The sequence below is a fragment of the Geodermatophilus sp. SYSU D00700 genome (assembly GCF_054050255.1).
The window spans coordinates 197,068-216,467 of the sequence record NZ_JBJGZA010000001.1; the positions used below are offsets into that span (position 1 = coordinate 197,068).

The 19,400-nt window shown below is 73.8% G+C and carries 24 protein-coding genes; 11 read left to right on the forward strand and 13 right to left on the reverse strand.

Annotated elements, in window-relative coordinates:
• Position 1: 1 nt before the first annotated feature.
• From pntB to ACI79V_RS00935, 3 genes are read left to right on the forward strand one after another with little or no spacing between them, the layout of a single operon-like run.
• Positions 2-1,411: a Re/Si-specific NAD(P)(+) transhydrogenase subunit beta gene (gene pntB / locus ACI79V_RS00925; RefSeq protein WP_456885979.1), complete on the forward strand. Its 1,410-nt coding sequence runs from the start codon at positions 2-4 to the stop codon at positions 1,409-1,411.
• A 23-nt stretch (positions 1,412-1,434) separates the two neighbouring features.
• Positions 1,435-1,851, forward strand: a complete 417-nt coding sequence (locus ACI79V_RS00930) for a hypothetical protein (protein ID WP_456875718.1) — start codon at positions 1,435-1,437, stop codon at positions 1,849-1,851.
• Between the two features lie 38 nt (positions 1,852-1,889).
• Positions 1,890-2,327 carry a hypothetical protein gene (locus tag ACI79V_RS00935; protein WP_456875719.1) on the forward strand — a complete coding sequence of 146 codons (438 nt, stop codon included), beginning with the start codon at positions 1,890-1,892 and terminating at the stop codon, positions 2,325-2,327.
• On the opposite strand, the gene ACI79V_RS00940 is transcribed toward ACI79V_RS00935, so the two are convergent.
• A complete protein-coding gene (locus tag ACI79V_RS00940) occupies positions 2,269-3,165 on the reverse strand; it encodes a pentapeptide repeat-containing protein (RefSeq protein WP_456885981.1) in 897 nt (298 codons plus the stop codon). The two genes, ACI79V_RS00935 and ACI79V_RS00940, sit on opposite strands and share 59 nt — an antisense overlap.
• Before the next feature lie 127 nt (positions 3,166-3,292).
• Between ACI79V_RS00940 and ACI79V_RS00945 the strand changes: the two genes are divergently transcribed.
• Together ACI79V_RS00945 and ACI79V_RS00950 are read left to right on the forward strand one after the other, a co-directional pair.
• On the forward strand, positions 3,293-3,718 hold the full coding sequence (locus tag ACI79V_RS00945) for a VOC family protein (RefSeq protein ID WP_456885983.1): 426 nt from the start codon (positions 3,293-3,295) through the stop codon (positions 3,716-3,718).
• Complete coding sequence (locus ACI79V_RS00950; RefSeq protein ID WP_456885985.1) at positions 3,715-4,077, forward strand: hypothetical protein; 363 nt, start codon at positions 3,715-3,717, stop codon at positions 4,075-4,077. Before ACI79V_RS00945 ends, ACI79V_RS00950 begins: the two co-directional genes overlap by 4 nt.
• A 30-nt stretch (positions 4,078-4,107) precedes the next feature.
• Here ACI79V_RS00950 and ACI79V_RS00955 read toward each other — a convergent pair whose 3' ends face one another.
• Positions 4,108-4,728, reverse strand: a complete 621-nt coding sequence (locus ACI79V_RS00955) for a dihydrofolate reductase family protein (RefSeq protein ID WP_456885987.1) — start codon at positions 4,726-4,728, stop codon at positions 4,108-4,110.
• A 134-nt stretch (positions 4,729-4,862) separates the two neighbouring features.
• On the opposite strand from ACI79V_RS00955, the gene ACI79V_RS00960 reads away from it, so the two are divergent.
• The gene (locus ACI79V_RS00960) at positions 4,863-5,303 is read left to right on the forward strand and encodes a VOC family protein (protein WP_456885989.1); all 441 of its coding nucleotides are present in this window, start codon (positions 4,863-4,865) and stop codon (positions 5,301-5,303) included.
• A gap of 126 nt (positions 5,304-5,429) precedes the next feature.
• Entirely contained in the window at positions 5,430-6,125 is a 696-nt protein-coding gene (locus tag ACI79V_RS00965) for a GPP34 family phosphoprotein (RefSeq protein WP_456885991.1), read from the forward strand.
• Positions 6,126-6,424: 299 nt separating this feature from the next.
• Here the strand turns inward: ACI79V_RS00965 and ACI79V_RS00970 are convergent, their stop codons facing one another.
• Entirely contained in the window at positions 6,425-6,739 is a 315-nt protein-coding gene (locus tag ACI79V_RS00970) for a hypothetical protein (protein WP_456885993.1), read from the reverse strand.
• A gap of 258 nt (positions 6,740-6,997) precedes the next feature.
• Between ACI79V_RS00970 and ACI79V_RS00975 the strand changes: the two genes are divergently transcribed.
• The 4 genes from ACI79V_RS00975 (at position 6,998) to ACI79V_RS00990 (ending at position 9,545) form a co-directional block, all read left to right on the forward strand.
• Positions 6,998-7,582, forward strand: a complete 585-nt coding sequence (locus tag ACI79V_RS00975) for an ester cyclase (protein ID WP_456885995.1) — start codon at positions 6,998-7,000, stop codon at positions 7,580-7,582.
• A 558-nt stretch (positions 7,583-8,140) separates the two neighbouring features.
• Positions 8,141-8,335, forward strand: coding sequence for a hypothetical protein (locus tag ACI79V_RS00980; protein WP_456885997.1), 195 nt, complete (start codon positions 8,141-8,143; stop codon positions 8,333-8,335).
• 76 nt (positions 8,336-8,411) lie between these two features.
• Positions 8,412-8,879, forward strand: coding sequence for a hypothetical protein (locus ACI79V_RS00985; protein ID WP_456885999.1), 468 nt, complete (start codon positions 8,412-8,414; stop codon positions 8,877-8,879).
• A 243-nt stretch (positions 8,880-9,122) separates the two neighbouring features.
• Positions 9,123-9,545, forward strand: coding sequence for a hypothetical protein (locus ACI79V_RS00990; protein WP_456886001.1), 423 nt, complete (start codon positions 9,123-9,125; stop codon positions 9,543-9,545).
• Positions 9,546-9,772: 227 nt separating this feature from the next.
• Here ACI79V_RS00990 and ACI79V_RS00995 read toward each other — a convergent pair whose 3' ends face one another.
• The 10 genes from ACI79V_RS00995 to ACI79V_RS01040 form a co-directional block, all read right to left on the reverse strand.
• Complete coding sequence (locus ACI79V_RS00995; protein WP_456886003.1) at positions 9,773-10,111, reverse strand: hypothetical protein; 339 nt, start codon at positions 10,109-10,111, stop codon at positions 9,773-9,775.
• Positions 10,112-11,142: 1,031 nt separating this feature from the next.
• A complete protein-coding gene (locus tag ACI79V_RS01000) occupies positions 11,143-11,427 on the reverse strand; it encodes a hypothetical protein (protein ID WP_456886004.1) in 285 nt (94 codons plus the stop codon).
• A gap of 263 nt (positions 11,428-11,690) precedes the next feature.
• Positions 11,691-13,142, reverse strand: coding sequence for an argininosuccinate synthase (gene argG / locus ACI79V_RS01005; RefSeq protein WP_456886006.1), 1,452 nt, complete (start codon positions 13,140-13,142; stop codon positions 11,691-11,693).
• A 45-nt stretch (positions 13,143-13,187) separates the two neighbouring features.
• The gene (locus ACI79V_RS01010; RefSeq protein WP_456886008.1) at positions 13,188-13,574 is read right to left on the reverse strand and encodes a hypothetical protein; all 387 of its coding nucleotides are present in this window, start codon (positions 13,572-13,574) and stop codon (positions 13,188-13,190) included.
• A gap of 77 nt (positions 13,575-13,651) precedes the next feature.
• Positions 13,652-14,377 carry a DUF72 domain-containing protein gene (locus ACI79V_RS01015; RefSeq protein ID WP_456886010.1) on the reverse strand — a complete coding sequence of 242 codons (726 nt, stop codon included), beginning with the start codon at positions 14,375-14,377 and terminating at the stop codon, positions 13,652-13,654.
• Between the two features lie 16 nt (positions 14,378-14,393).
• Complete coding sequence (locus ACI79V_RS01020) at positions 14,394-15,233, reverse strand: SDR family NAD(P)-dependent oxidoreductase (protein ID WP_456886252.1); 840 nt, start codon at positions 15,231-15,233, stop codon at positions 14,394-14,396.
• Positions 15,233-16,741, reverse strand: a complete 1,509-nt coding sequence (locus ACI79V_RS01025) for a flavin-containing monooxygenase (RefSeq protein WP_456886012.1) — start codon at positions 16,739-16,741, stop codon at positions 15,233-15,235. Before ACI79V_RS01025 ends, ACI79V_RS01020 begins: the two co-directional genes overlap by 1 nt.
• 76 nt (positions 16,742-16,817) lie before the next feature.
• Positions 16,818-17,483 (reverse strand): TetR/AcrR family transcriptional regulator, encoded by a 666-nt coding sequence (locus ACI79V_RS01030; protein ID WP_456886014.1) that lies wholly within the window; start codon positions 17,481-17,483, stop codon positions 16,818-16,820.
• A gap of 31 nt (positions 17,484-17,514) precedes the next feature.
• Positions 17,515-18,153, reverse strand: a complete 639-nt coding sequence (locus ACI79V_RS01035) for a class I SAM-dependent methyltransferase (RefSeq protein ID WP_456886016.1) — start codon at positions 18,151-18,153, stop codon at positions 17,515-17,517.
• 85 nt (positions 18,154-18,238) lie between these two features.
• The gene (locus ACI79V_RS01040) at positions 18,239-19,204 is read right to left on the reverse strand and encodes an aggregation-promoting factor C-terminal-like domain-containing protein (protein WP_456886018.1); all 966 of its coding nucleotides are present in this window, start codon (positions 19,202-19,204) and stop codon (positions 18,239-18,241) included.
• Positions 19,205-19,400 lie beyond the last annotated feature (196 nt).

A 19,400-nucleotide genomic window follows, 5' to 3' on the forward strand; every position in this document is an offset into this window, starting at 1 on the left:
CATGACCGCCACCACCGCCGCGTCGGCGGCCTACATCGTCGCCGGCCTGCTGTTCGTGCTCAGCCTGGCCGGCCTGTCCCGGCACGAGACCGCCAAGGCGGGCAACGCCTACGGCATCGCCGGCATGGCGATCGCGCTGGTCGCCACCATCGGGCTGGCCGCCCGCGACGGCGACGCGCTGTCGATCGGCCTGATCGCCGTGGCCATGGTGCTCGGCGCCGCGATCGGCATCTGGCGGGCCCGGATCGTCGAGATGACCGGCATGCCCGAGCTCATCGCGCTGCTGCACAGCTTCGTCGGCCTGGCCGCGGTGCTGGTGGGCTGGAACGGCTACCTGTCGGTGGAGGGCGCGCCCGCCGGCCAGGCCGAGGTGCTGGACCTGCCCGTGGGCATCCACTCCGCCGAGGTGGCGATCGGGGTGTTCATCGGCGCGGTCACGTTCACCGGCTCGGTCGTCGCCTACCTCAAGCTGTCGGGACGCATCCGCAGCAACCCGCTGGTGCTGCCGGGCAAGAACGCGCTCAACGTCGGCGCCCTCGCCGCGTTCGCCGTCCTGACCGTGGTCTTCGTCGTCTCACCGGGGCTGGGCGTGCTGGCAGCGCTGACCGTGCTGGCGCTGGCGCTGGGCTGGCACCTGGTCGCCTCGATCGGCGGCGGCGACATGCCGGTCGTCGTCTCGATGCTCAACAGCTACTCGGGCTGGGCGGCCGCCGCCTCGGGCTTCCTGCTCGACAACGACCTGCTGATCATCACCGGTGCGCTGGTCGGCTCCTCCGGTGCCTACCTCAGCTACATCATGTGCCAGGCGATGAACCGCTCCTTCCTGTCGGTCATCGCCGGCGGCTTCGGCAACGAGGGCGCCACCGCGGCCTCCGGCGACGTCGAGGGCGAGCACACCGAGGTGACCGCCGAGGAGGTCGCCGAGCTGCTCCGCGACGCCGGCAGCGTCGTCATCACGCCGGGCTACGGCATGGCGGTGGCGCACGCGCAGAACGCCGTCGCCGAGCTGACCCGCACGCTCACCGACAAGGGCGTCGAGGTCCGGTTCGGCATCCACCCGGTCGCGGGGCGGCTGCCCGGGCACATGAACGTGCTCCTGGCCGAGGCCCGGGTGCCCTACGACGTCGTCCTGGAGATGGACGAGATCAACGACGACCTCGCCAAGACCGACGTCGTCCTGGTCATCGGCGCCAACGACACGGTCAACCCGGCCGCCGCCGAGGACCCGGCCAGCCCGATCGCCGGCATGCCCGTGCTGCACGTGTGGGAGGCCGAGCACGTGGTGGTGTTCAAGCGGTCGATGAGCACCGGGTACGCCGGCGTGCAGAACCCCCTTTTCTTCCGCGAGAACACCCGCATGCTGTTCGGCGACGCGCGGGAGCGCGTCGAGGACATCCTGCGGGCCCTGTGAGGGCCCCTCCCGAGAGGAGCACCGTGAGCACGACCCCCACCGCCGGCGTGCTGGTCAGCCCGGCCTGGCTGATCGGCGGCCTGCGCAACGTCCCCGGCTTCCTGGCCACCGACGGGCGCGGGCTGGCCTTCGTCAGCGACACCCCCGTGTTCGACGTGCCGCTGGGCGCGGTCACGGACGTGAGCTGGCCGTGGTGGTGGTTCGGCGGCGGGCTGAAGCTCACCGCGGCCGGGCAGCGCTTCAAGGTCACCTTCGTCCGGCCCAACGGCATGCCGGCGCCGAACCCGGGGATGCTGGCGTCCTCGGTCGGCACGGTCGGGGTGCTCACCGGCACGCTGCCGCCGCACGTGCTCGCCGACCTGCACGCCCTGCGGGGGCTGGCCGACGTCCGCGACGGGCGGGCCGCCGGCCGGCGCTGGCGCGAGGTGCTGCCGGGCTGAGTTGCGGCGCGGTCGCCGGGGGCGCGACGGTTGCCGCTGTGGACCCCTTCCGCCTCGGCATGCCGAAGATCCCCGGCCTCACGGAGTTGCTGACCACGCTCCAGGCGCAGACCGAGGCGCTGGCGCAGCTGCCGCGCACGCTGACCGACCTGAACGCCGCCGTCCGGGACCTCATCGCCGCCACCGCGACGGCGACGTCGGCGATCTCCTCGGCGCAGCGGACCGCGGAACGGCTGGAGGACCTGGTCGGCGAGCTCGAGGAGCCGGTGCGGGCGCTGCGGCCGGGGCTGGAGCGGGTGGGCCGGGTGCTCGACGACCCCGCGGTCGACGCCGTGCCGGACATCATCCGCACCATCGACGAGGACCTCATGCCGATGATCTCGACGATCCGTCAGGCGCAGTCGCGGGTCGCCGGCGTCACCGGCCTGCTGCGCCGCCGCGGCCGCCCCGACGACGACGGGGACGCCGTGCCGTGACCGGTGCGGTCGCCGTGGCGGCCCTGGCCGGCCAGTGCGCGGGGCGCTCCAGCGCGGCCGGCAGGCGGGTGGCGCCGTCGCCGCGCGCCGCGGCCACCTGCGGGCGGGTGAGGAACAGCGCGCCGGAGAGGTCGGCGCCGCGCAGGTCGGCCGCGCGCAGGTCCGCGCCGAGCAGGTCGACGGCGGTGAGGTCGGCGCCCCGCAGGTCGGCGCCGATCAGGTAGGCGCTGCGCAGGCTGGTGCCGCGCAGGTCGGTGCGGCGCAGGTCGGCGCCCACCAGGTCGGCACCGCGCCGGTCCCGGCCGCCGGGGCGGACCGCGGCGCTGACCCGGCCGAGCAGCTCGCCGGCCTCGGCGCGGAGCGCGGCGGCGTCGACGCCGGCCAGCTCCGCAGGCCCCCCGGCGGCCAGCCGCTCGGTGCGCCCGGTGAGCGCGGCGACGTCGGCGCGCAGCGGCGCGGGCAGCGGCCGGTCGGCGGCCTCGGCGAGGTACCAGAGCAGCTCGTGCAGCTGCCGCAGGACGGGGAAGGCCGCGGCCACGCCCGGGTCGGCGGCCGGCCGCACGACGCCGGCGGCCCGCACCAGCCGCTGCCCGGCGCCGAAGCAGTCGAAGACCGTGCAGCCGGGGAAGCCGCGCTGCCGCAGGTCGGCGTGGATGCCGCAGCGGGCGTCCGCGGTGAGGTGGACGCACGGCCGGCCGGCGGGCTTGTCGATCGCGAAGTCGGCCGAGGCGGCGAACGCGGGCAGGACGCAGCACAGCCCCGCGCAGGCGGAGCAGTCGGCGCGCAGCTCCCGCCGCCGGTCGACGGGCGCCGCCGCCGGGGAGGCGGGAGGGGTCACCGCTCGAGGGTATGCGGCGCGGCTGCCTGCCCCGTCCCCGCCGAGATCACGCGATCTCGACGCTCCGGCGGCCCTGAGGCGTCGAGATCACGTGATCTCGACGCGGGGGCCGGGCCAGGATGGCGGCGTGGACGTGCTCAGCAGCCGCGTGCTCCTGCGGCCCACCGACGCCGCCCGGTCGCAGGCCTTCTACCGCGACGTCCTGGGGCTGGCCGTGTACCGCGAGTTCGGCCCGCCCGAGCACCGCGGCCTGGTGTTCTTCCTCGGCAACGGCCTGCTCGAGGTCTCCGGCCGGGCCGACGAGCGGCCGCGCGGCCTGGCGCTGTGGGTGCAGGTGCGCGACCTCGCCGCCGAGGTCGACCGGCTCGCGCGGGCCGGCGTCCCCGTCGTCGACGAGCCCGGGCGCCGGCCGTGGGGGCTGCTGGAGGCGACGGTCACCGACCCCGACGGCGTGGCGATCGTGCTGGTCGAGGTCCCGGCCGACCACCCGCTGCGGGTGGACGTGCGCCCGCCCGGCGAGGTACAGCCAGGGCCTGCCACGGTGGGCGAGTGACCAGGGAGCGGTTCGCGCACGAGGCACTGCTGTCGATGGAGCCCGGCGCCGACGACCGTGCCCCGGGGGGCGCGATCACCGTCGCGCTGTGCGGCAGCTGGGAGCACGAGCCGCCGTGCCCGCTCGCCCCGCACCACACCCGCGTCGAGCGGGCAGGCGACGAGGTCCGGCTGCGGGTGCTCTTCGCGGCCGAGGTCGACGACGCGCCGCAGGTGCGGGCCGCGATCGACGACGCCCTGGCCGCGGGCACGGGGGCGACGCCGGAGGGCGGGGCCGTGGCGTGGCGGCTCGTCCGCTCCTGGGCGTCGGAGGTGCGACCGGAGGAACAGGAGCACGCCGGACGTCTGGCGCGGAGCTGACCGCCCCGTCCTCCGATCGGGAGTGCAGCGCTACGCCGTCCGTCGGTGAGCCGGGCGCTCGACCCGGTAGCGGATGTGGGTGGCGAGCGGCGAGCTGTCGACCTCGACCGGGGTGAGGTCGACACCGGTGAGGTCGGTGAAGATCGGCTCGCCCCGCCCGAGCACCGCCGGGACGAGGTCGACCACCAGCTCGTCGAGTGCGCCGGACGCCAGCGCCTGGCGCACGGTGGAGGCGCCGCCGGCGACGTCGACCACGCCGTCGCCGGCGGCGTCGCTCGCCTGCCTCAAGGCGGCGTCGAACCCGCCGGTGACGAAGAAGAAGGTCGTGCCGCCCGCCATCTCGAGCGGCTCCCGCTCGTGGTGGGTCAGCACGAACACCGGGGCGTGGTACGGCGGCTCGCTCCCCCACCAGCCCCGCCAGTCGCCCTGCCAGGGGCCGCGCACCGGACCGAACATGTTGCGTCCCATGACGTACGCGTCGCCGCGGTCGAGGAGCCGCTCCTGCCAGGGGACGTCCGCCGGGTGCAGCCGGCCGATGTGCCACTGGTGCAGGGCCAGACCCCCGATCCCCAGCGGGTGCTCCTCGGACTGGTCGGGGCCGGCGACGAAGCCGTCGAGGGACATCGACATGTGCGAGATGACGGTGGCCATGCCGTGGTGACCGCCCGACGGCCCGGGACTCATCTCCGGGGTGCCTCGTCCGGGTTGTCGAGGACGGGGCGTCGGCTCCGTCCCGGGGACGAGAGTGGCCACGACAGGCCGCGCGACGGAGAGGGTGAACCACCGTGACGATCCAGCGGATGGACCACGTCAGCGTCGTCGTCGACGACCTCGAGGCGGCCAAGGCGTTCTTCGCCGCGCTCGGCATGGAGCTGGAGGGCGAGGCGCCGATCGAGGGACCGTGGGCGGACCGCGTGAACGCGCTCGACGGCATCCGGGTCGACATCGCGATGATGCGGACCCCGGACGGCCACGGCCGGCTCGAGCTGACGAGGTTCCACAGCCCGGAGGTGGTCAGCCCGCAGCCGGAGAACGCCCTGGGGAACACGCTGGGCCTGCGCAGCATCATGTTCGCCGTCGACGACCTCGACGCCACTCTCGCCGGCCTGCGAGCCCACGGCGCGCAGCTCATCGGAGAGGTGGCGCAGTACGAGGACAGCCACCGGCTCTGCTACGTCCGCGGCCCCGCGGGGATCATCATCGCGCTGGCCGAGCAGCTCGACTGAGCCCGGCTTTACCCCCTCTGTCGCCTCGGCGTCGGTGTCCCGCAGCGGCCCGGCGGTGGCCCTGCGACGTCCCGCACGGCATCGTCTCGTCGGGCGTGCACGTGAGCTGCGTCGAAGGGATCGGGCATGGCGGCCGAAGGAGAAGCGAGAGCTCAGGGCACCGCGGAGCCCCTGGCCTCGCTGGACGGCGAAGGCGTCGGTCCGCGGCTCGCGCTGCTGTGCCTCCAGCGCGATGGTCGGCTGACCGAGTCACGGTGGGCGGTCCGCGCAGTGCGGGCGGGGCTGCTCGTCGATCTCGCGCTGGCGGGCCGGCTGATCGAGGGTGAGGACCACATCGAGCTGCTGCCAGGCCCGGGAGCTCCGCTGTCGTCGCCGGCCGAGGCGCTGGCGCAGGAGTTGGTGGGCCCTCCACCGCGGACGCTGAGTGAGGTCGTCGACGACGGCGCGGTGGGTCTCGATCAGCTGGCGGCGGATCTGGTCGCCCGTGGGCTCTGGATACCGCAGACGCCGCGCCTGCTCCGATGGGGCACGCGCTATCGGGCGGCGTCGCCGCGGCTGTCGCGAGCCGAGTTGATGCCCGTGGTGGCCGACATCGCTCCCGGCGGAGTCGGCGTCGACGCCGGTTGGGCGGCCACCGCCGTCCTCGCGGCGGTGGCGGGCCTGCTCGCCGGCGAGTTCCGTCCCGCCGACGAGCACCTCGTCGAGGCCTGCGGCAGTGCTGCGTGGGTGGTCCAGGTGGCGGTGGACGACCTCGAGAGCGCATGCAGCCACCACGCGATCGTCGCCAGGGCGACGCGCCGCGACCTGCACACCCCGGGGTAGACGTGGCACGGGCGCGCAGGGCCGTACTCCCCTTTCCGGCGGGATCGGCGACTCCTAGCGTCGGCTCATGACTCGGAAGCCACTGCGGTGCCGGTTCGGGTTGCACTCCTACGTCCAGCGACACCCGGACGGCGAGGGACCCTCGGGTCCGGACGACAAGGTCTGCCGGCGGTGCGGGAGGCGCACGGGCGCCCCGTTCGGGAACGCGCCGTGGGTCTTCCCCGGGTGATGCTGTCGGCGGTGGTGGAGAGGGCACCGGCTTCCTGTTCGACGTCCGAACTCGAGGACGTGCGGTCGGGCTACAGCGGATCCCCGGCCGCCCGGTGACCGGTGACCGACCGGCGGCGGTCGATCCTCCTGCTGGTGCCAGGAGCGGCGCCGCAGACCGCGGACAGCGTCGCCCCCGCTGCGATCGCCGGGTTGACCCACCCGGGAACGAGGTCGTGGTCGGCGTTGCACGGCGCCCTGTAGGGCGGCAGGAGACCGCTGCGGTGGGCGGCCCAGTACTCGACGCCGAAGCGCTCCTGCTCGACGAGCGTGCAGGTCTCCCCGGCGTCCGTCCCGGCGAAGGTCTGCAGTAGCCCGAAGGCACACAGCGCAAGGGTGGTGACCACACCGAGCCGGGTAGCGCGCCGCGTGAGCTCCGTCCAGGAGGACCGTCGCCCGCGCATCGATCGGATGGTGTCAGATCCGCCCTCTGCCGCGTCCTGACGCGCGGACAGCCGCGCCGATGTGGCGATGCCCCCAGGCCGCCTGCGAGGAGTGACGGAGCGCCGCCCGTCCACCGCACGCTCCACCGCTGCATGCCTCACGGCGTTGGCCCAGGAGTGGGTGACCAGTACGACTGGCCGGTCGGCCGAGGGAGGGCCGGGATGGACGCAGGCCAGCGCGTGCTCGAGCACTTCACCGGAGTAGCCACTGGAGACAGCGACCTGGCGGGACGCTCGCTGCACCCGACCCATGTCGATCACACGGCCGCGGAGGAGCCTCCTGCCTGCTCCCTACCCGGCTTGCCCGGCCTCATGGCCACCAGCGCCTGGTTGCGTCTCGCCTTCGCCGATCTCCGCTTCGAGATCATCGAGACCGCCGCGGAGCGCGAGCGGATCATGGCCCACGTCTGGATGCGAGGACGGCAGCACGGGCCCCTCGTCGTGTTCCCTCCGGGTGGCCGGCCTGTGGCATTCCCGCCCACTGGACGCGAGTTCGCCGCCCGGCACTGTCATGTCTTCCGCCTGCAGGACGGCTTGTTCGCGGAGCACATCGAGGTGCGCGACGACCTCGGCCTGATGACTCGGCTGGGGCACCTGCCTCCCACGCCCGCAGCGATGATCCGGATGGCGAGGTGGCAGATCACCGGCGCCCACGGCCGCGCGGTCGAGACCGCGATCAGGGTGTCCCAGCAAGCCGCTGACACGGCGAAGCAGGCCGCCGACTCTCCCGGGAGCTCGGTCGTCTAGTGCTGTCGGCGAGGCCCGGGGTCGATCGTCATCCGGCGAACGGAGCCCACATCCGTGCCCGACAGGCCTCCTTCGCAGCGAGCCGGCTCGTGTCCTCAAGCGGCCCGCCAACGGACACCGTCACCGCTGTCGGATGCCGTATCGCTGACGGATCATGCGCGCATGACCGACCCCTCGCTCGCCCCCGACTTGGTCGGCCTCCACCCGGACGACGCTGCCCGACGTTGCTCGGAGCGGGGCCTCGAACTCACGATCGAGAACGCGGAGTCGGTGTCGTCCTGCTGGGGCCACGGTCAGCCCTGGTGCGTGACGGAGCCAGTTGCCCAGGCCCGGCGAGCGGTTGTCATCACGCGCGGTCGTGGTCCGTGTGAGCCTGCGCGACCGACAGGGCGGTGCAGGTGTCCGGGAACCGCGCCGCCCCTTGCTGCCAGACCTGCCCGTGCAGGCCGACGGCTCTCGGGACTGACCGGGCGTGTCCCCCAGCGGCCACTTGAGGACCGTGCGCGAGATGTTGAGACCCTCGTTCACTGCGAGGCTGCAGCCATGAGGAGCAGAGGCGTGACCTACCCGGCGCCGTCCGTGCGGGTCGTGCTGCTCGTCGGCCTCGGGTCGGCCCTCCTGATCATCGGGGTCATCGAGAGCGTGGGACGCGTGCCGCCGATGTGGGCGGCGCTCCTTGCCGGCGTAGGTGCAGTCATGCTGTCGGTCGGGCTGGGCATCTACTTCAGGCGCGAGGTCGCTCGTCGCCCATAGCGGCCCATCCAGGGACACACCTTGGTGGCGAGTGCATGATCACGTCGTGGCGCATGAAGGGCGACGGAGACGCGAGGTGTGGCCGACCGCGTTCATGCACCGCGCCACCTCGTGGACGGGCTCGCTCATCCTCGCCCTGGGCGCGACGGCACTCGTTCCAACGCTGACAGCGTGCGGAACCGGATCGCTGGACGGAGATGCGGGGCAGGTCTGTCCGGCGGTCGACTACGGCCGCACCCTCGTCGTTCGGTTGACCGGCGACTGGCCGGCGGCGGAAGGCCGCACGGTGGTCGCCCGATGCTCATCCCCGTGCGGGGCCGTCCAACTCGGCCGCGAGGACCTGGGCCCCGAGGTGACCGGCGCGCTGGTGGGCTCGACGGCCAATCTGTCGACGATGGCCACGCCCGACTTCGTGGCAGTGACCGTGGTCGAGCCGGACGGGCACCAGACCCGGGTCGATGCAGCACTCGACTGGACGCGCGTCGGCGGCACCGAGGAGTGTGGCGGGCCGATGGAGGCGGAGGTCGACGTTCCGCTCGGCTGACTCACCGCGGTACTGGTCGTTGCCGCTGTCGATCGTCGCGTCGTTCTGGGACTGTCCCTGGAGCCGCGCTCGGGGTCCGCCCGGCCACGTGCCCCTGAGCGGCCCGCTGTGGGACCCCAGGTTCCGAGGCGGCGGTGCCGGGGCTGACAAGGATGTCGACGACTGGTGAGGGGGCGCCACGTGCGGGTGACCAAGGAAGGCCGAGCTGGCCCTTTGGCTGAATGCGCCGTACATGATCAACGCATGAGCGATCCGAGCCGCCCACGTCCCGGTGCGGTTGTGGGCCTGGGAGCGGTTCTCGGAGCACTGTGCTGGATCGCATGGCTGGGCTGGGATCGGTCAGCGTCCTATGACGTCGTCACAGAGTCGGTTCAGACGCCGTACGTGACGCTGCAGGTGCTCGGATGCGCGCTGACCGTGGGGATCGTCACGGCGGTCCTGGCCGCCCGAACTTCCTCCCTGCATGCAGCGGCGGGCGTCTCGCTCGGCTTCTGGCTGCTCTGGACCGTGGATGCCGCATCGCAGGACGACAGCGGCCTGTTCGCGGTCGGCTCCGTCATGCTCGCGTGCGGATTGGCAGCCGGCACCGCGCTCGCCGCTGGCCTCGGATCCAGCCTGCGGGCCCTCTGGCTCCGCGCCCGCCGCCGACGCGGACGCGGACGCTGATCACCCACGATCATCCAGCGGCCAAGACGGCCCACCCCCGGCGGCTACTCAGCTTCCGATCCCGTTGGCACGAGCCTCGACGCTCGCCGAGGGCTGACGGCCGGCGCTCGCTCGGGCGACGGGTCGGCACCTCCGTCCCGGACTGCTCCGCAACGAGGTGTCCCTGAACCCTTCGCGGCGAGCCAACCAGTGTCCTCGAGCGGCCCACTCCGTGTCTCGCAATCGAGCTAGCGGGCGCTCGCGATCCAATGCCGCACTCGCCGCGACGCCGCCAGCGAGCCGGCCGCAACTGCTGGTGACCCGGCGAGCGCCAGCCAGATGGCGACTCCCCCCGCACCATCGGCACGCAACTCCTCGTCCAGCATGGTGCCGACCATCAAGACGACCACAGCACCAATGGCTCCGATGACCATCAGGGCCCAGCCCTGACGCGCGAGCAGGCGCCCATGCGCCAGGATCAATGTGGCCACAGTCGGGACCATGGCTACCGCCACCCAGCCGCCGAGCAACGAGTCGCTGATCAGGGGACTGCCGCCACCCACGAGGGTCGTGACTGTGGCCGCCACCAGCCCGAGGCCAGCCGCCGCAGTGGCCAGTCCTGGTCGCGCCTGACCTACCGGCCACGGCGCGGCAGCCCCTGCCCGCCCTGTGGGTGAAGATGGTGGGACTGTCGGTGTCACGGGCTGGAGAGTGACAGACGCCGAGCCCGAGGCGCTCCTGTTCGCGTCACCTGATCCCCTGGCAGGGCCGACACGCTTCAGCGGACGGCGACCAGAGGATGTGAGTCACGTCAAGCGTCCACGCGCACCCAGCCCTGTGTTCCTGAGCGGCCCACCGTGGGACACCCAACGCGACGGGACACGGAGTCGGGGGACAAGGTCGAAGCCATAGAGTGCCGAAGTGATCATGGCAGGGACCACCGGGGAGCCACAGTTGTGGTCCACCATCGTGACGGTTGTCGCGCTCGTCCTGATTGGCTGGCTCGGCTGGCGGCAGCGGCGCAAGAAGTAGGCCGCGAACAGCCGCGCCTTCTGGACGTCCACTGTCCCTCAGCGGCCCACTCAGGACCAATGGCGAGGCTGTTCGTCAGCGCCACCGTTCATCGGGTCGCCCTGCTCCCCAGCGACTGGTCGACGGGCGGACCTCTCTGGGGCCGTTGTGCCCAGCCGACCGGAAGTAGCAGCCTGCCAACACCAAGGCAGCGGTGAGTTGCGCCGCCGAGGCCCACCGGACTCCGACGCTGTCGGTCAGGATCAGTTGAGCCAAGGCGAAGGAGGAGATGGCCAGCCAGAGCCCTGCAAGGCCGCATGCCGCTCGACGCGACCCTGGAAAGAGCCACCACGGCTTCTTACGACGGGAGCCGTCCGACCTCTGGCTCATGGGCGTGAACCTACGTACGGCGCCATGGCGGCACCTCTCCGTTCACCAACCCGTGTGACGACCCACCTGCCGGTCAGACCCGTCGATGCTGAGGCTTCCGCCGGTGTCCCGTAACGGCCCACCCAGAGACGGTCTCAGGCTGCCGATCTGCACACCGAACTCGCGGCTCGGCAACGGGACACGTGGGCCTTGCCAGCGGACACCGGCGGCCTGCGGGTCAGCGGGCCGGCCACCCCTGGTTGTGGATCTCGTAGACCTCCCGGGCCTCGTTCGGCCACCCCGCGGCGTCCCATGTCGCCTGGAAGTCCTCGTTCTCGATCACGCATCGGAACACGTCTTCTCGAGACGCCCACACATCCACGATCATGATGCCGGAGTCGGTGCGTGCGCAGACGTGCACTTCCGGGCGCACCTCGGAAGTGGCGGTGGCGGCCGCGAGAGTCGCGTCATATCGGGCCACCAGGTCATCGGGGTCACCTTCGGCCCTGAAGATCGCTAGCACGGGCATCGGAGCCTCCTCGGGCGATCCCTCGCGGCGAGCCCGGTCAGGTCGGACGAGGCCAGGCCGTGACCGTCCGATCTCCGTCGGCCGAGTCGCCGAGAGGCTCATTGTCGGAGGGGTTGGAGCCTCCGTACAGGCTGAGCTCGATCCGAGTCAGAGTTCGCCGGTGAACACCGCTTCACCGGAGGGGTTCGAGCGCCGGTTGCCCCTGTCTGTGAAGCCGCCCCCAGGGACGTGGGTGGCGCACGGGCTCCGCAGGAAGCTCAGTCGTTGCCCGCTTCCATGGCGGCGCGGTCGAGCAGCTCGTCCTCCCCGGCGGGGCCGCCGCGTGCGGCGATGACCTCGGCCCCGCCCCGGGTCATCGTGCCGATGAGACCCGTGGCGGCGGCCTGGGCGGCGCCGATCGCGACCCGCTCGGGGCCGGTGCCCACCATGCCCAGCGCCGCGTACTGCTCGAGCTTGGCCCGCGAGTCGGCGATGTCGAGGTTGCGCATGGTCAGCTGGCCGATCCGGTCGGTGGGCCCGAACGCCGGGTCCTCGGTGCGCTCCATCGACAGCCGGTCGGGGTGGTAGCTGAACGCCGGCCCGGCGGTCTCCAGCACCGACCAGTCCTCGCCCCGCCGCAGCCGCAGGGTCACCTCACCGGTGACCGCCATGCCCACCCACCGCTGCAGCGACTCCCGCAGCATGAGCGCCTGGGGGTCGAGCCACCGGCCCTCGTACATCAGCCGGCCGAGCTTGCGGCCCTCGGTGTGGTAGGCGGCGAGGGTGTCCTCATTGTGCACGGCGTTGACCAGCCGCTCGTAGGCCGCGTGCAGCAGCGCCATGCCCGGCGCCTCGTAGATGCCGCGGCTCTTGGCCTCGATCACCCGGTTCTCGATCTGGTCGGACATGCCCAGCCCGTGCCGGCCGCCGATGGCGTTGGCCTCGAGCACCAGGTCGACGGCGGAGTCGAACTCCTTGCCGTTGATCGTCACCGGCCGGCCCTGGGCGAAGCCGACGGTCACGTCCTCGGTGGGGATCTCCACCGCCGGGTCCCAGAACCGCACGCCCATGATCGGCTCGACGATCTCGATGCTGGCGTCGAGGTGCTCCAGGCGCTTGGCCTCGTGGGTGGCGCCCCAGATGTTGGCGTCGGTGGAGTAGGCCTTCTCGGCGCTGTCCCGGTAGGGCAGCCCGTGCGCGGTCAGCCACTCCGACATCTCCCGCCGCCCGCCGAGCTCCTCGACGAACGCGGCGTCCAGCCACGGCTTGTAGATGCGCAGCGCCGGGTTGGCCAGCAGGCCGTAGCGGTAGAAGCGCTCGATGTCGTTGCCCTTGAAGGTGGAGCCGTCGCCCCAGATCCCGACGCCGTCCTCGAGCATGGCCCGGACCAGCAGCGTGCCGGTGACCGCGCGGCCCAGCGGCGTGGTGTTGAAGTAGCTGCGCCCGCCGGAGCGGATGTGGAAGGCCCCGCAGGTCAGCGCCGCCAGCCCCTCCTCGACCAGCGCCGCCCGGCAGTCGACCAGCCGGGCGATCTCGGCGCCGTAGGCGGCGGCCCGGTCGGGCACCGAGCCGATGTCGGGCTCGTCGTACTGGCCGATGTCGGCGGTGTAGGTGCAGGGCACGGCGCCCTTGTCGCGCATCCAGGCCACCGCCACGGAGGTGTCGAGACCGCCGGAGAAGGCGATCCCGACGCGTTCACCGACGGGCAGGGACGTGAGCACCTTGGACACGTCGAAGATTATGCACGACCACGCATGATCATGCAGTGACCGGGGTCAGGCAGGTGGCTCCCGGTCTCCCGGCGAGCGGCGGACGACGTCGGCGAAGGACTCCTCCAGCCGGGCCCAGGTGGAGCTCCACTCGACCAGCGGGTCGAGGATCCGCTCGAAGACGGCGAGCTGCTCGTCGAAGGCCTGCAGCTGCCCGATCAGGCCCTCGACGAGCTGCCGCTGGGCCTTCACCGACGCGGCGATCGACCGCACCTGGGCGGCCGACATCGCCCCGGGCGGCGAGGGCAGCCGCGGCAGCGACAGCCCGGACGGGACGGCGCCGGCGGCCAGCCGGGTGGCCCGGTCGGTGAAGCCGCGCAGCTGGGCGACGAACTCCTCGACCGAGCGCGCCACCAGCCCGCTGTCGCGGGGCCTGTCCTCGGACTCGCTCACCCTCCGCCTCCCCCGGCCCGGCCCGCCGCGGGTTCGGCGGGGCCCGGACCAGTCTGGCGTCCGGAGGCCGGGGCCGCTCAGCCGACGAACGCCCGCAGCGTCTCCGCGTTGCGCACGGCGTGACCGTGGCCGTCGTTGTTGAAGTACACGTAGACGTCGCGGCCCTGCCCCGCCCACTCCCCGATCCGGTCGGCCCACCAGCGCAGGTCGGCGTCGGGGTAGGAGCCGGCGTAGAGGTGCGCGGGGTCGGGGCCGTGCAGCCGCACGTAGACGAACGGCGCGGTCGCCCGCAGCACGCACGGCAGGCCCGCACCGCTCATCACGCAGTAGGCGGCGCCGTGCCGCTCGAGCAGGGCGAACACCCCGTCGTCGTGCCAACTGGGGTGGCGGAACTCGACGGCGACCCGCATCCAGTCCGGCAGCCGCGACAGGAAGAAGTCGAGCCGGGCGTCGTCGCGGGCGGCGGCCGGGTGCAGCTGCACCAGCAGCACCGCCCGGCGCGGGCCGAGCTCGTGCCAGGCCGCGGTCATCCGCTCGACCCACGCCTCGGGCGCGAACAGCCGCTTGGCGTGCGTCAGCCCGCGCGGCGCCTTGACCGAGAGCTGGAAGCCCTCGGGCAGCCGCCGCCGCCACGAGGCGAACGTCGCGTTCCGCGGCCAGCGGTAGAAGCTGGCGTTGAGCTCGACGGTGCCGAAGCGGGCGACGTAGTGGGCCAGCCGGTCGCGGGGCGGCGTCCCCGGCGGGTAGAGGACGCCGTCCCAGTGGTCGTAGCTCCAGCCCGACGTGCCGACGTGGACCGCCATCGACCGGCCCGCGCCCTCAGGCGCGGCGCTTCTCCGCCAGCCGGGTCGCCCCGGCGAGGAGCCGGCCGTAGGAGCCGGGCGCCAATCGCACCAGGACGTCGGGGACGGCGGCGCTGGCGCCGATGAGCAACCGGGGACGGCGTCGCTCGATCGCCGTGACGATGCGGGCGGCGGCCCGGTCGGCCGGGTAGCGCAGGAACTTCGCGAAGTCGCGCTTGCCCTGCTCGGCCTCCGCGGGGTCCACGCCGCTGCCGACCCGGGCGGTCTCGGCGATGCGGGTGGCGATGCCGCCGGGGTGCACGCTGGTCACGCCGACGCCGTCCTCGGCCAGCTCGTGCCGCAGGACCTCGGTGAAGCCGCGGATGGCGAACTTGCTCGACGAGTACGCCGCCTGCCCGGCCGGGGCCATGATGCCGAAGATGCTCGACACGTTGACCAGGTGCGAGCCGGGGTGCGCCTTGAGCGTCGGCAGCAGGGCGTGGGTGAGCCGGACGGCGGCGCGGAAGTTGACGTCCAGGACCCAGTCGAACTCCTCGAGGGTCACCTGGTCGAAGCGCCCGCCCAGCGCCACGCCGGCGTTGTTGACCAGCAGCGTCGTCCCGGGGTGGCCGGCCACGATCGCCTCGGCGGCCGCGCGCAGCTGGCCGGCGTCGGCGAGGTCGGCGACGACGGTGTCGATCGACCGGGCGGGGTGGGCCGCCCGCAGCGACGCGGCCACGCCGTCGAGCCGCTCGGCGTCGCGGTCGAGCAGGACCAGGTCGTTGCCGCGGGCGGCCAGCGCCGGCGCGAGCGCGGCGCCGATGCCGCTGGCCGCGCCGGTGACGACGGCCGTGCCGGTGAAGCCGTAGGGCCGCATCACGCCGCCACCCCGCCGACGCCCGCCGTGGCGGGCTCGCGGACCGGGCGGGTGAACCGGATCCCCTCGTCCTCGACCGGCCCGCGGCGCATGAGCAGCACGTCGCGGACGTAGTTCTGGTACAGCTTCCACGGCGCCCGGGCGCCCTGCTTGGGCAGGGCGGCGATGCTGCGCTGCACGTAGCCGGCCGACAGGCCGATGATCGGCGCGGTTCCGCCCTCGGCCGGGGCCAGCGGGGTGGCCGCGGCGTAGCCGTTGCGGTCGAGGTGGGCCAGCAGCCGGCAGACGTAGCGGGCGACCAGGTCGGCCTTCAGCGTCCAGGAGGCGTTGGTGTAGCCGATGGTCATGGCGAAGTTCGGCACACCGGAGACCATGAAGCCCTTGTAGGACACGGTGCGCGACAGGTCGACGTCCTCGCCGTCCACGCTCAGCTGCATCCCGCCGATGGGCAGCAGGTTCAGGCCGGTGGCGGTGACGACGACGTCGGCGTCGAGGTGCTCCCCCGACTCCAGGTCGATGCCGGTCTCGTCGAAGCCGGCGATCCGGTCGGTGACGATCGACGCCTTGCCGGCGCGCAGCGCGCGGAACAGGTCGCCGTCGGGGACGACGCACAGCCGCTGGTCCCACGGGTCGTACGGCGGGTTGAAGTGGGTGCCCACGTCGACGGTCTCGGGCAGCTCCTTGGCCGCCGCCTTCGCGAGGATGCGCTTCATCAGCTCGGGCCGGCGCCGGCTGAGCTGGAAGGAGGCCATGGACACCAGCACGTTCTTCCACCGCACCACCGGGTAGACGACGCGGTCGGGCAGCCGGCGGCGCAGCTTCTCGGCGAGCGCGTCGCGGCCGGGCAGGCTCACGACGTAGGTGGGGGTGCGCTGCAGCATCGTCACGTGCGCGGCCTCGGCGGCCAGGCTCGGCACCAGGGTGACGGCGGTGGCGCCGCTGCCGATGACGACGACGCGCTTGCCGGCCCAGTCGAGGTCCTCGGGCCAGTGCTGCGGGTGCACGACCCGGCCGAGGAAGCGCTCCTCGCCGGAGAACTCCGGCCGGTATCCCTGGTCGTAGCGGTAGTAGCCGGAGCACACCGACAGCCACGAGCAGGTCCACGTCTCGGTCCCGCCGGTGTCGGTGCGCTCGGCGGTGACCGTCCACAGCGAGTCCTCGGTGGACCAGGACGCGGCGAGCACCCGGGTGCGGAAGCGGATGTGCTCGTCGACGCCGTACTCGCGCGCGGTGTCGCGGACGTACTGGCGGATCGAGGGCCCGTCGGCGATGGCCTTCGGGTCGGTCCACGGCCGGAAGGAGTAGCCCAGGGTGAACATGTCCGAGTCCGAGCGCACGCCCGGGTAGCGGAACAGGTCCCAGGTGCCGCCGATGGCCTCGCGGGCCTCGAGGACGGCGTAGCTCTTGCCGGGGACCTCGCGCTGCAGGTGGCAGGCCGCGCCGATGCCCGACAGGCCCGCGCCGACGATCAGCACGTCGACGTGGCGGGCGGGACTGGTCTCGGTCATGACTCTCCCTGTCGGGGCCGGGGTGACCTGGGCGACACTACTCGACACCGTGTCGAGTACGTCGACGGGGCGTCGGTCAGGTGGGTGCGGCCGCCGGCCCGTCGCCGCCGTAGACGGCACGCAGCCACACGGTGAGCAGCACGTCGACGAGGTCGGCCTCGTCCAGCGCCGGCGCCTGCCCGGTGGCGGTCACGTGGATGACCCGCTCGTTCATCCAGTTGAGCGCCACGGCGAGGTCGCGGGCCGGCGGGCCGGGTGGGGCGGCGCCGCGGGCCCGCTCGGCGTCGATGGCCGCGGCGGTCTCGGCGACGAACTGCTCCATGACCTCCGACCACAGCGCGCGGGCCTCGGCGCTGGTGGCGAACAGCGACGCTGCCGCAGTGGTGAGGGCGTGGTGCGCGGCGAAGGTGTCGCGGACCGCCTCGAGCGCGCCCCGCCAGCCGGCGCGGACGTCGTCGCCGGCCCGGCGCAGCGCCGCCGAGCGGGACGCGCGGGCCTCCCCCACCACCCGGTCGAGCAGCGCGAGGACGACGGCGTCCTTGGACGGGAAGTAGAAGTAGAAGGTGGGCCGGGAGATGCCCGCCCCGCGCGCGAGGTCGTCGACGGAGATGTCGGCCAGCGGGCGCTGCCCGAGCAGCTCCTCGGCGGTGGTGAGGATGGCCCGCTCCCGGTCGTCGCCGGAGGGGCGGCGGGCCCGGCGGCCGCGGCCGCCGCCGGGGGCGACGGGGAGCGGTGCGGCCACGGCGGCGACCCTACCCACGACCGCGGGGCGCTCAGGGCAGTCGCCACACCGTTGTGCGGCGCAGGCCCGGGCCCTCGGTCTCGGGGACGTCGAGCACGGTGACCGGCTCGAGCCGCTCGTGCGGCAGGTACGGGCGGCCGGGGTCCCCGACGAGCACCTCGGCACCGCGGGCCCGCGCCCGGTCGAGGAACGGCAGCACCCGCCCGGTCATCACGCGGTCGTAGCAGACGTCCCCGGCCAGGACGACGTCGACGTCGGGCGGCTCGCGGTGCAGGACGTCGCCGATCACGCTGATGCCGCGCACGCCGTTGAGGACGGCGTTGACGCCGACCGCGGTCCGCGAGAACGGGTCGACGTCGCTGGCCAGCACGTGCCGGGCGCCGGCGAGGACGGCCGCGACGGCGACCAGGCCGCTGCCCGACCCGAGGTCGAGGACGCGACGGCCGGCGACCGGGACGGCGCCGTCGAGCACGGCGCGGGCCAGGGCCTGCCCGCCGGGCCAGGCCGCGGCCCAGAACGGCGGCTCCTCACCGGCGCCGCCGGCGGTCTCCATCGCCTCCCACAGGGCGACGACGTCGTCGGCGACGTGCAGCCGGACCTCGGGGACGAGGGAGGGCCGGCGGACCTGGGTGTGCGCGCGGACGAAGCCCGCGGGCACCACCCTGGTCACCGGCCCTCCCGAGGTGACGTGCTGGAACGGCTCCGCTGCAGGGTCCCGCGCCGAGCGTGCGAGGCGCGGGGGCAGCGGGGTCCTCCTAGTACCAGCCGGTGGCCTGCGAGTGCGCCCAGGCCTCGCAGGGCGAGCCGTAGCGCTCGTTGATGTAGATCAGGCCGGCGTCGATCTGGCGGTAGCCGTCGGAGGTCTTGGCGATGCCGGTGCTGGCCCAGGTGGAGTCGAGGAACTGCGCGATCCCGTAGGCGGTGCTGGTCGGGTTCTGCGCGTTGGGGTTCCAGTTGCTCTCCTTGCCCCAGAGCTTCTCGAGGCAGGAGAACTGCTCGGCGCCGACGAGGCTGAGCGCGTAGTCCTTGAAGGACCCGCGGCTCTCGGAGCTGGAGCTGCTCGGCGCCGGAGCCGCGGCGGACTCGGCGGCCTGGGCCTCGGCGGCCTCGGCGGCCTCGGCGGCCTCGGCGGCAGCAGCGGCCTCCGCGGCGGCGGCCTCGGCCTCGGCGGCAGCCTGGGCCTCGGCGGCAGCCTGGGCCTCGGCAGCGGCCTGCGCCTCGGCGGCGGCGCGCGCGGCCTCCTCCTCGGCGGCGATGCGGGCGGCCTCCTCGGCGGCGATGCGGTCGCGCTCGGCCTGGTCGGCCGCGGCCTGGGCCTGGACGGCGGCGGCGTCGATCGCGGTGCGCTCGGTGCGGGAGGCGGCGAGCTCCTCCAGCGGCGCGAGGTCACCGTCCTCGACGGCGCCGTCGGTGCCCTGCTCCGCGAGGCCGAGCGCCTCGGCCACGCCCACCGAGGCGCTGGCGGTGTCGGCCTCGGCACCGCCGGTGGCGGCGGGGCCGGTGCCGGAGAGCACCCCGACCAGGAGCGCGCCGGCGGCGGCGGTACCGAGCAGCAGGGCCGGGCGGCGGGAGCCCAGCAGGCCACCGCGGCGCGCGCGGCCGGGGGCGGGGGTCTCGTCGTCCACCTCGAGGACGGCGGTCTCGAGGGCGTCGGTGTCAGGGGTGTCGGGGGTCTCGGCGACGGGGGTGTCGGCGGCGGTGCGACGGGTACGGCTGAACATGCGGGTGGGCGCTCCGAGGGAGAGGGCGCGCGGCGGCCCGGGGCATGGGCACGCGCACGCAGCGCGGGTCTACGGCGTGTCTGGTCGGGAGGTCTCCGGCGGCCGCGGTCGGCGCCGGGGCGCGGCAGGGCAGGGTCGAGCCGGCGTCAGGAGGACGCGGGACCGCGCTGCGCGCGCGGGCGGCTGCACCTGCGGG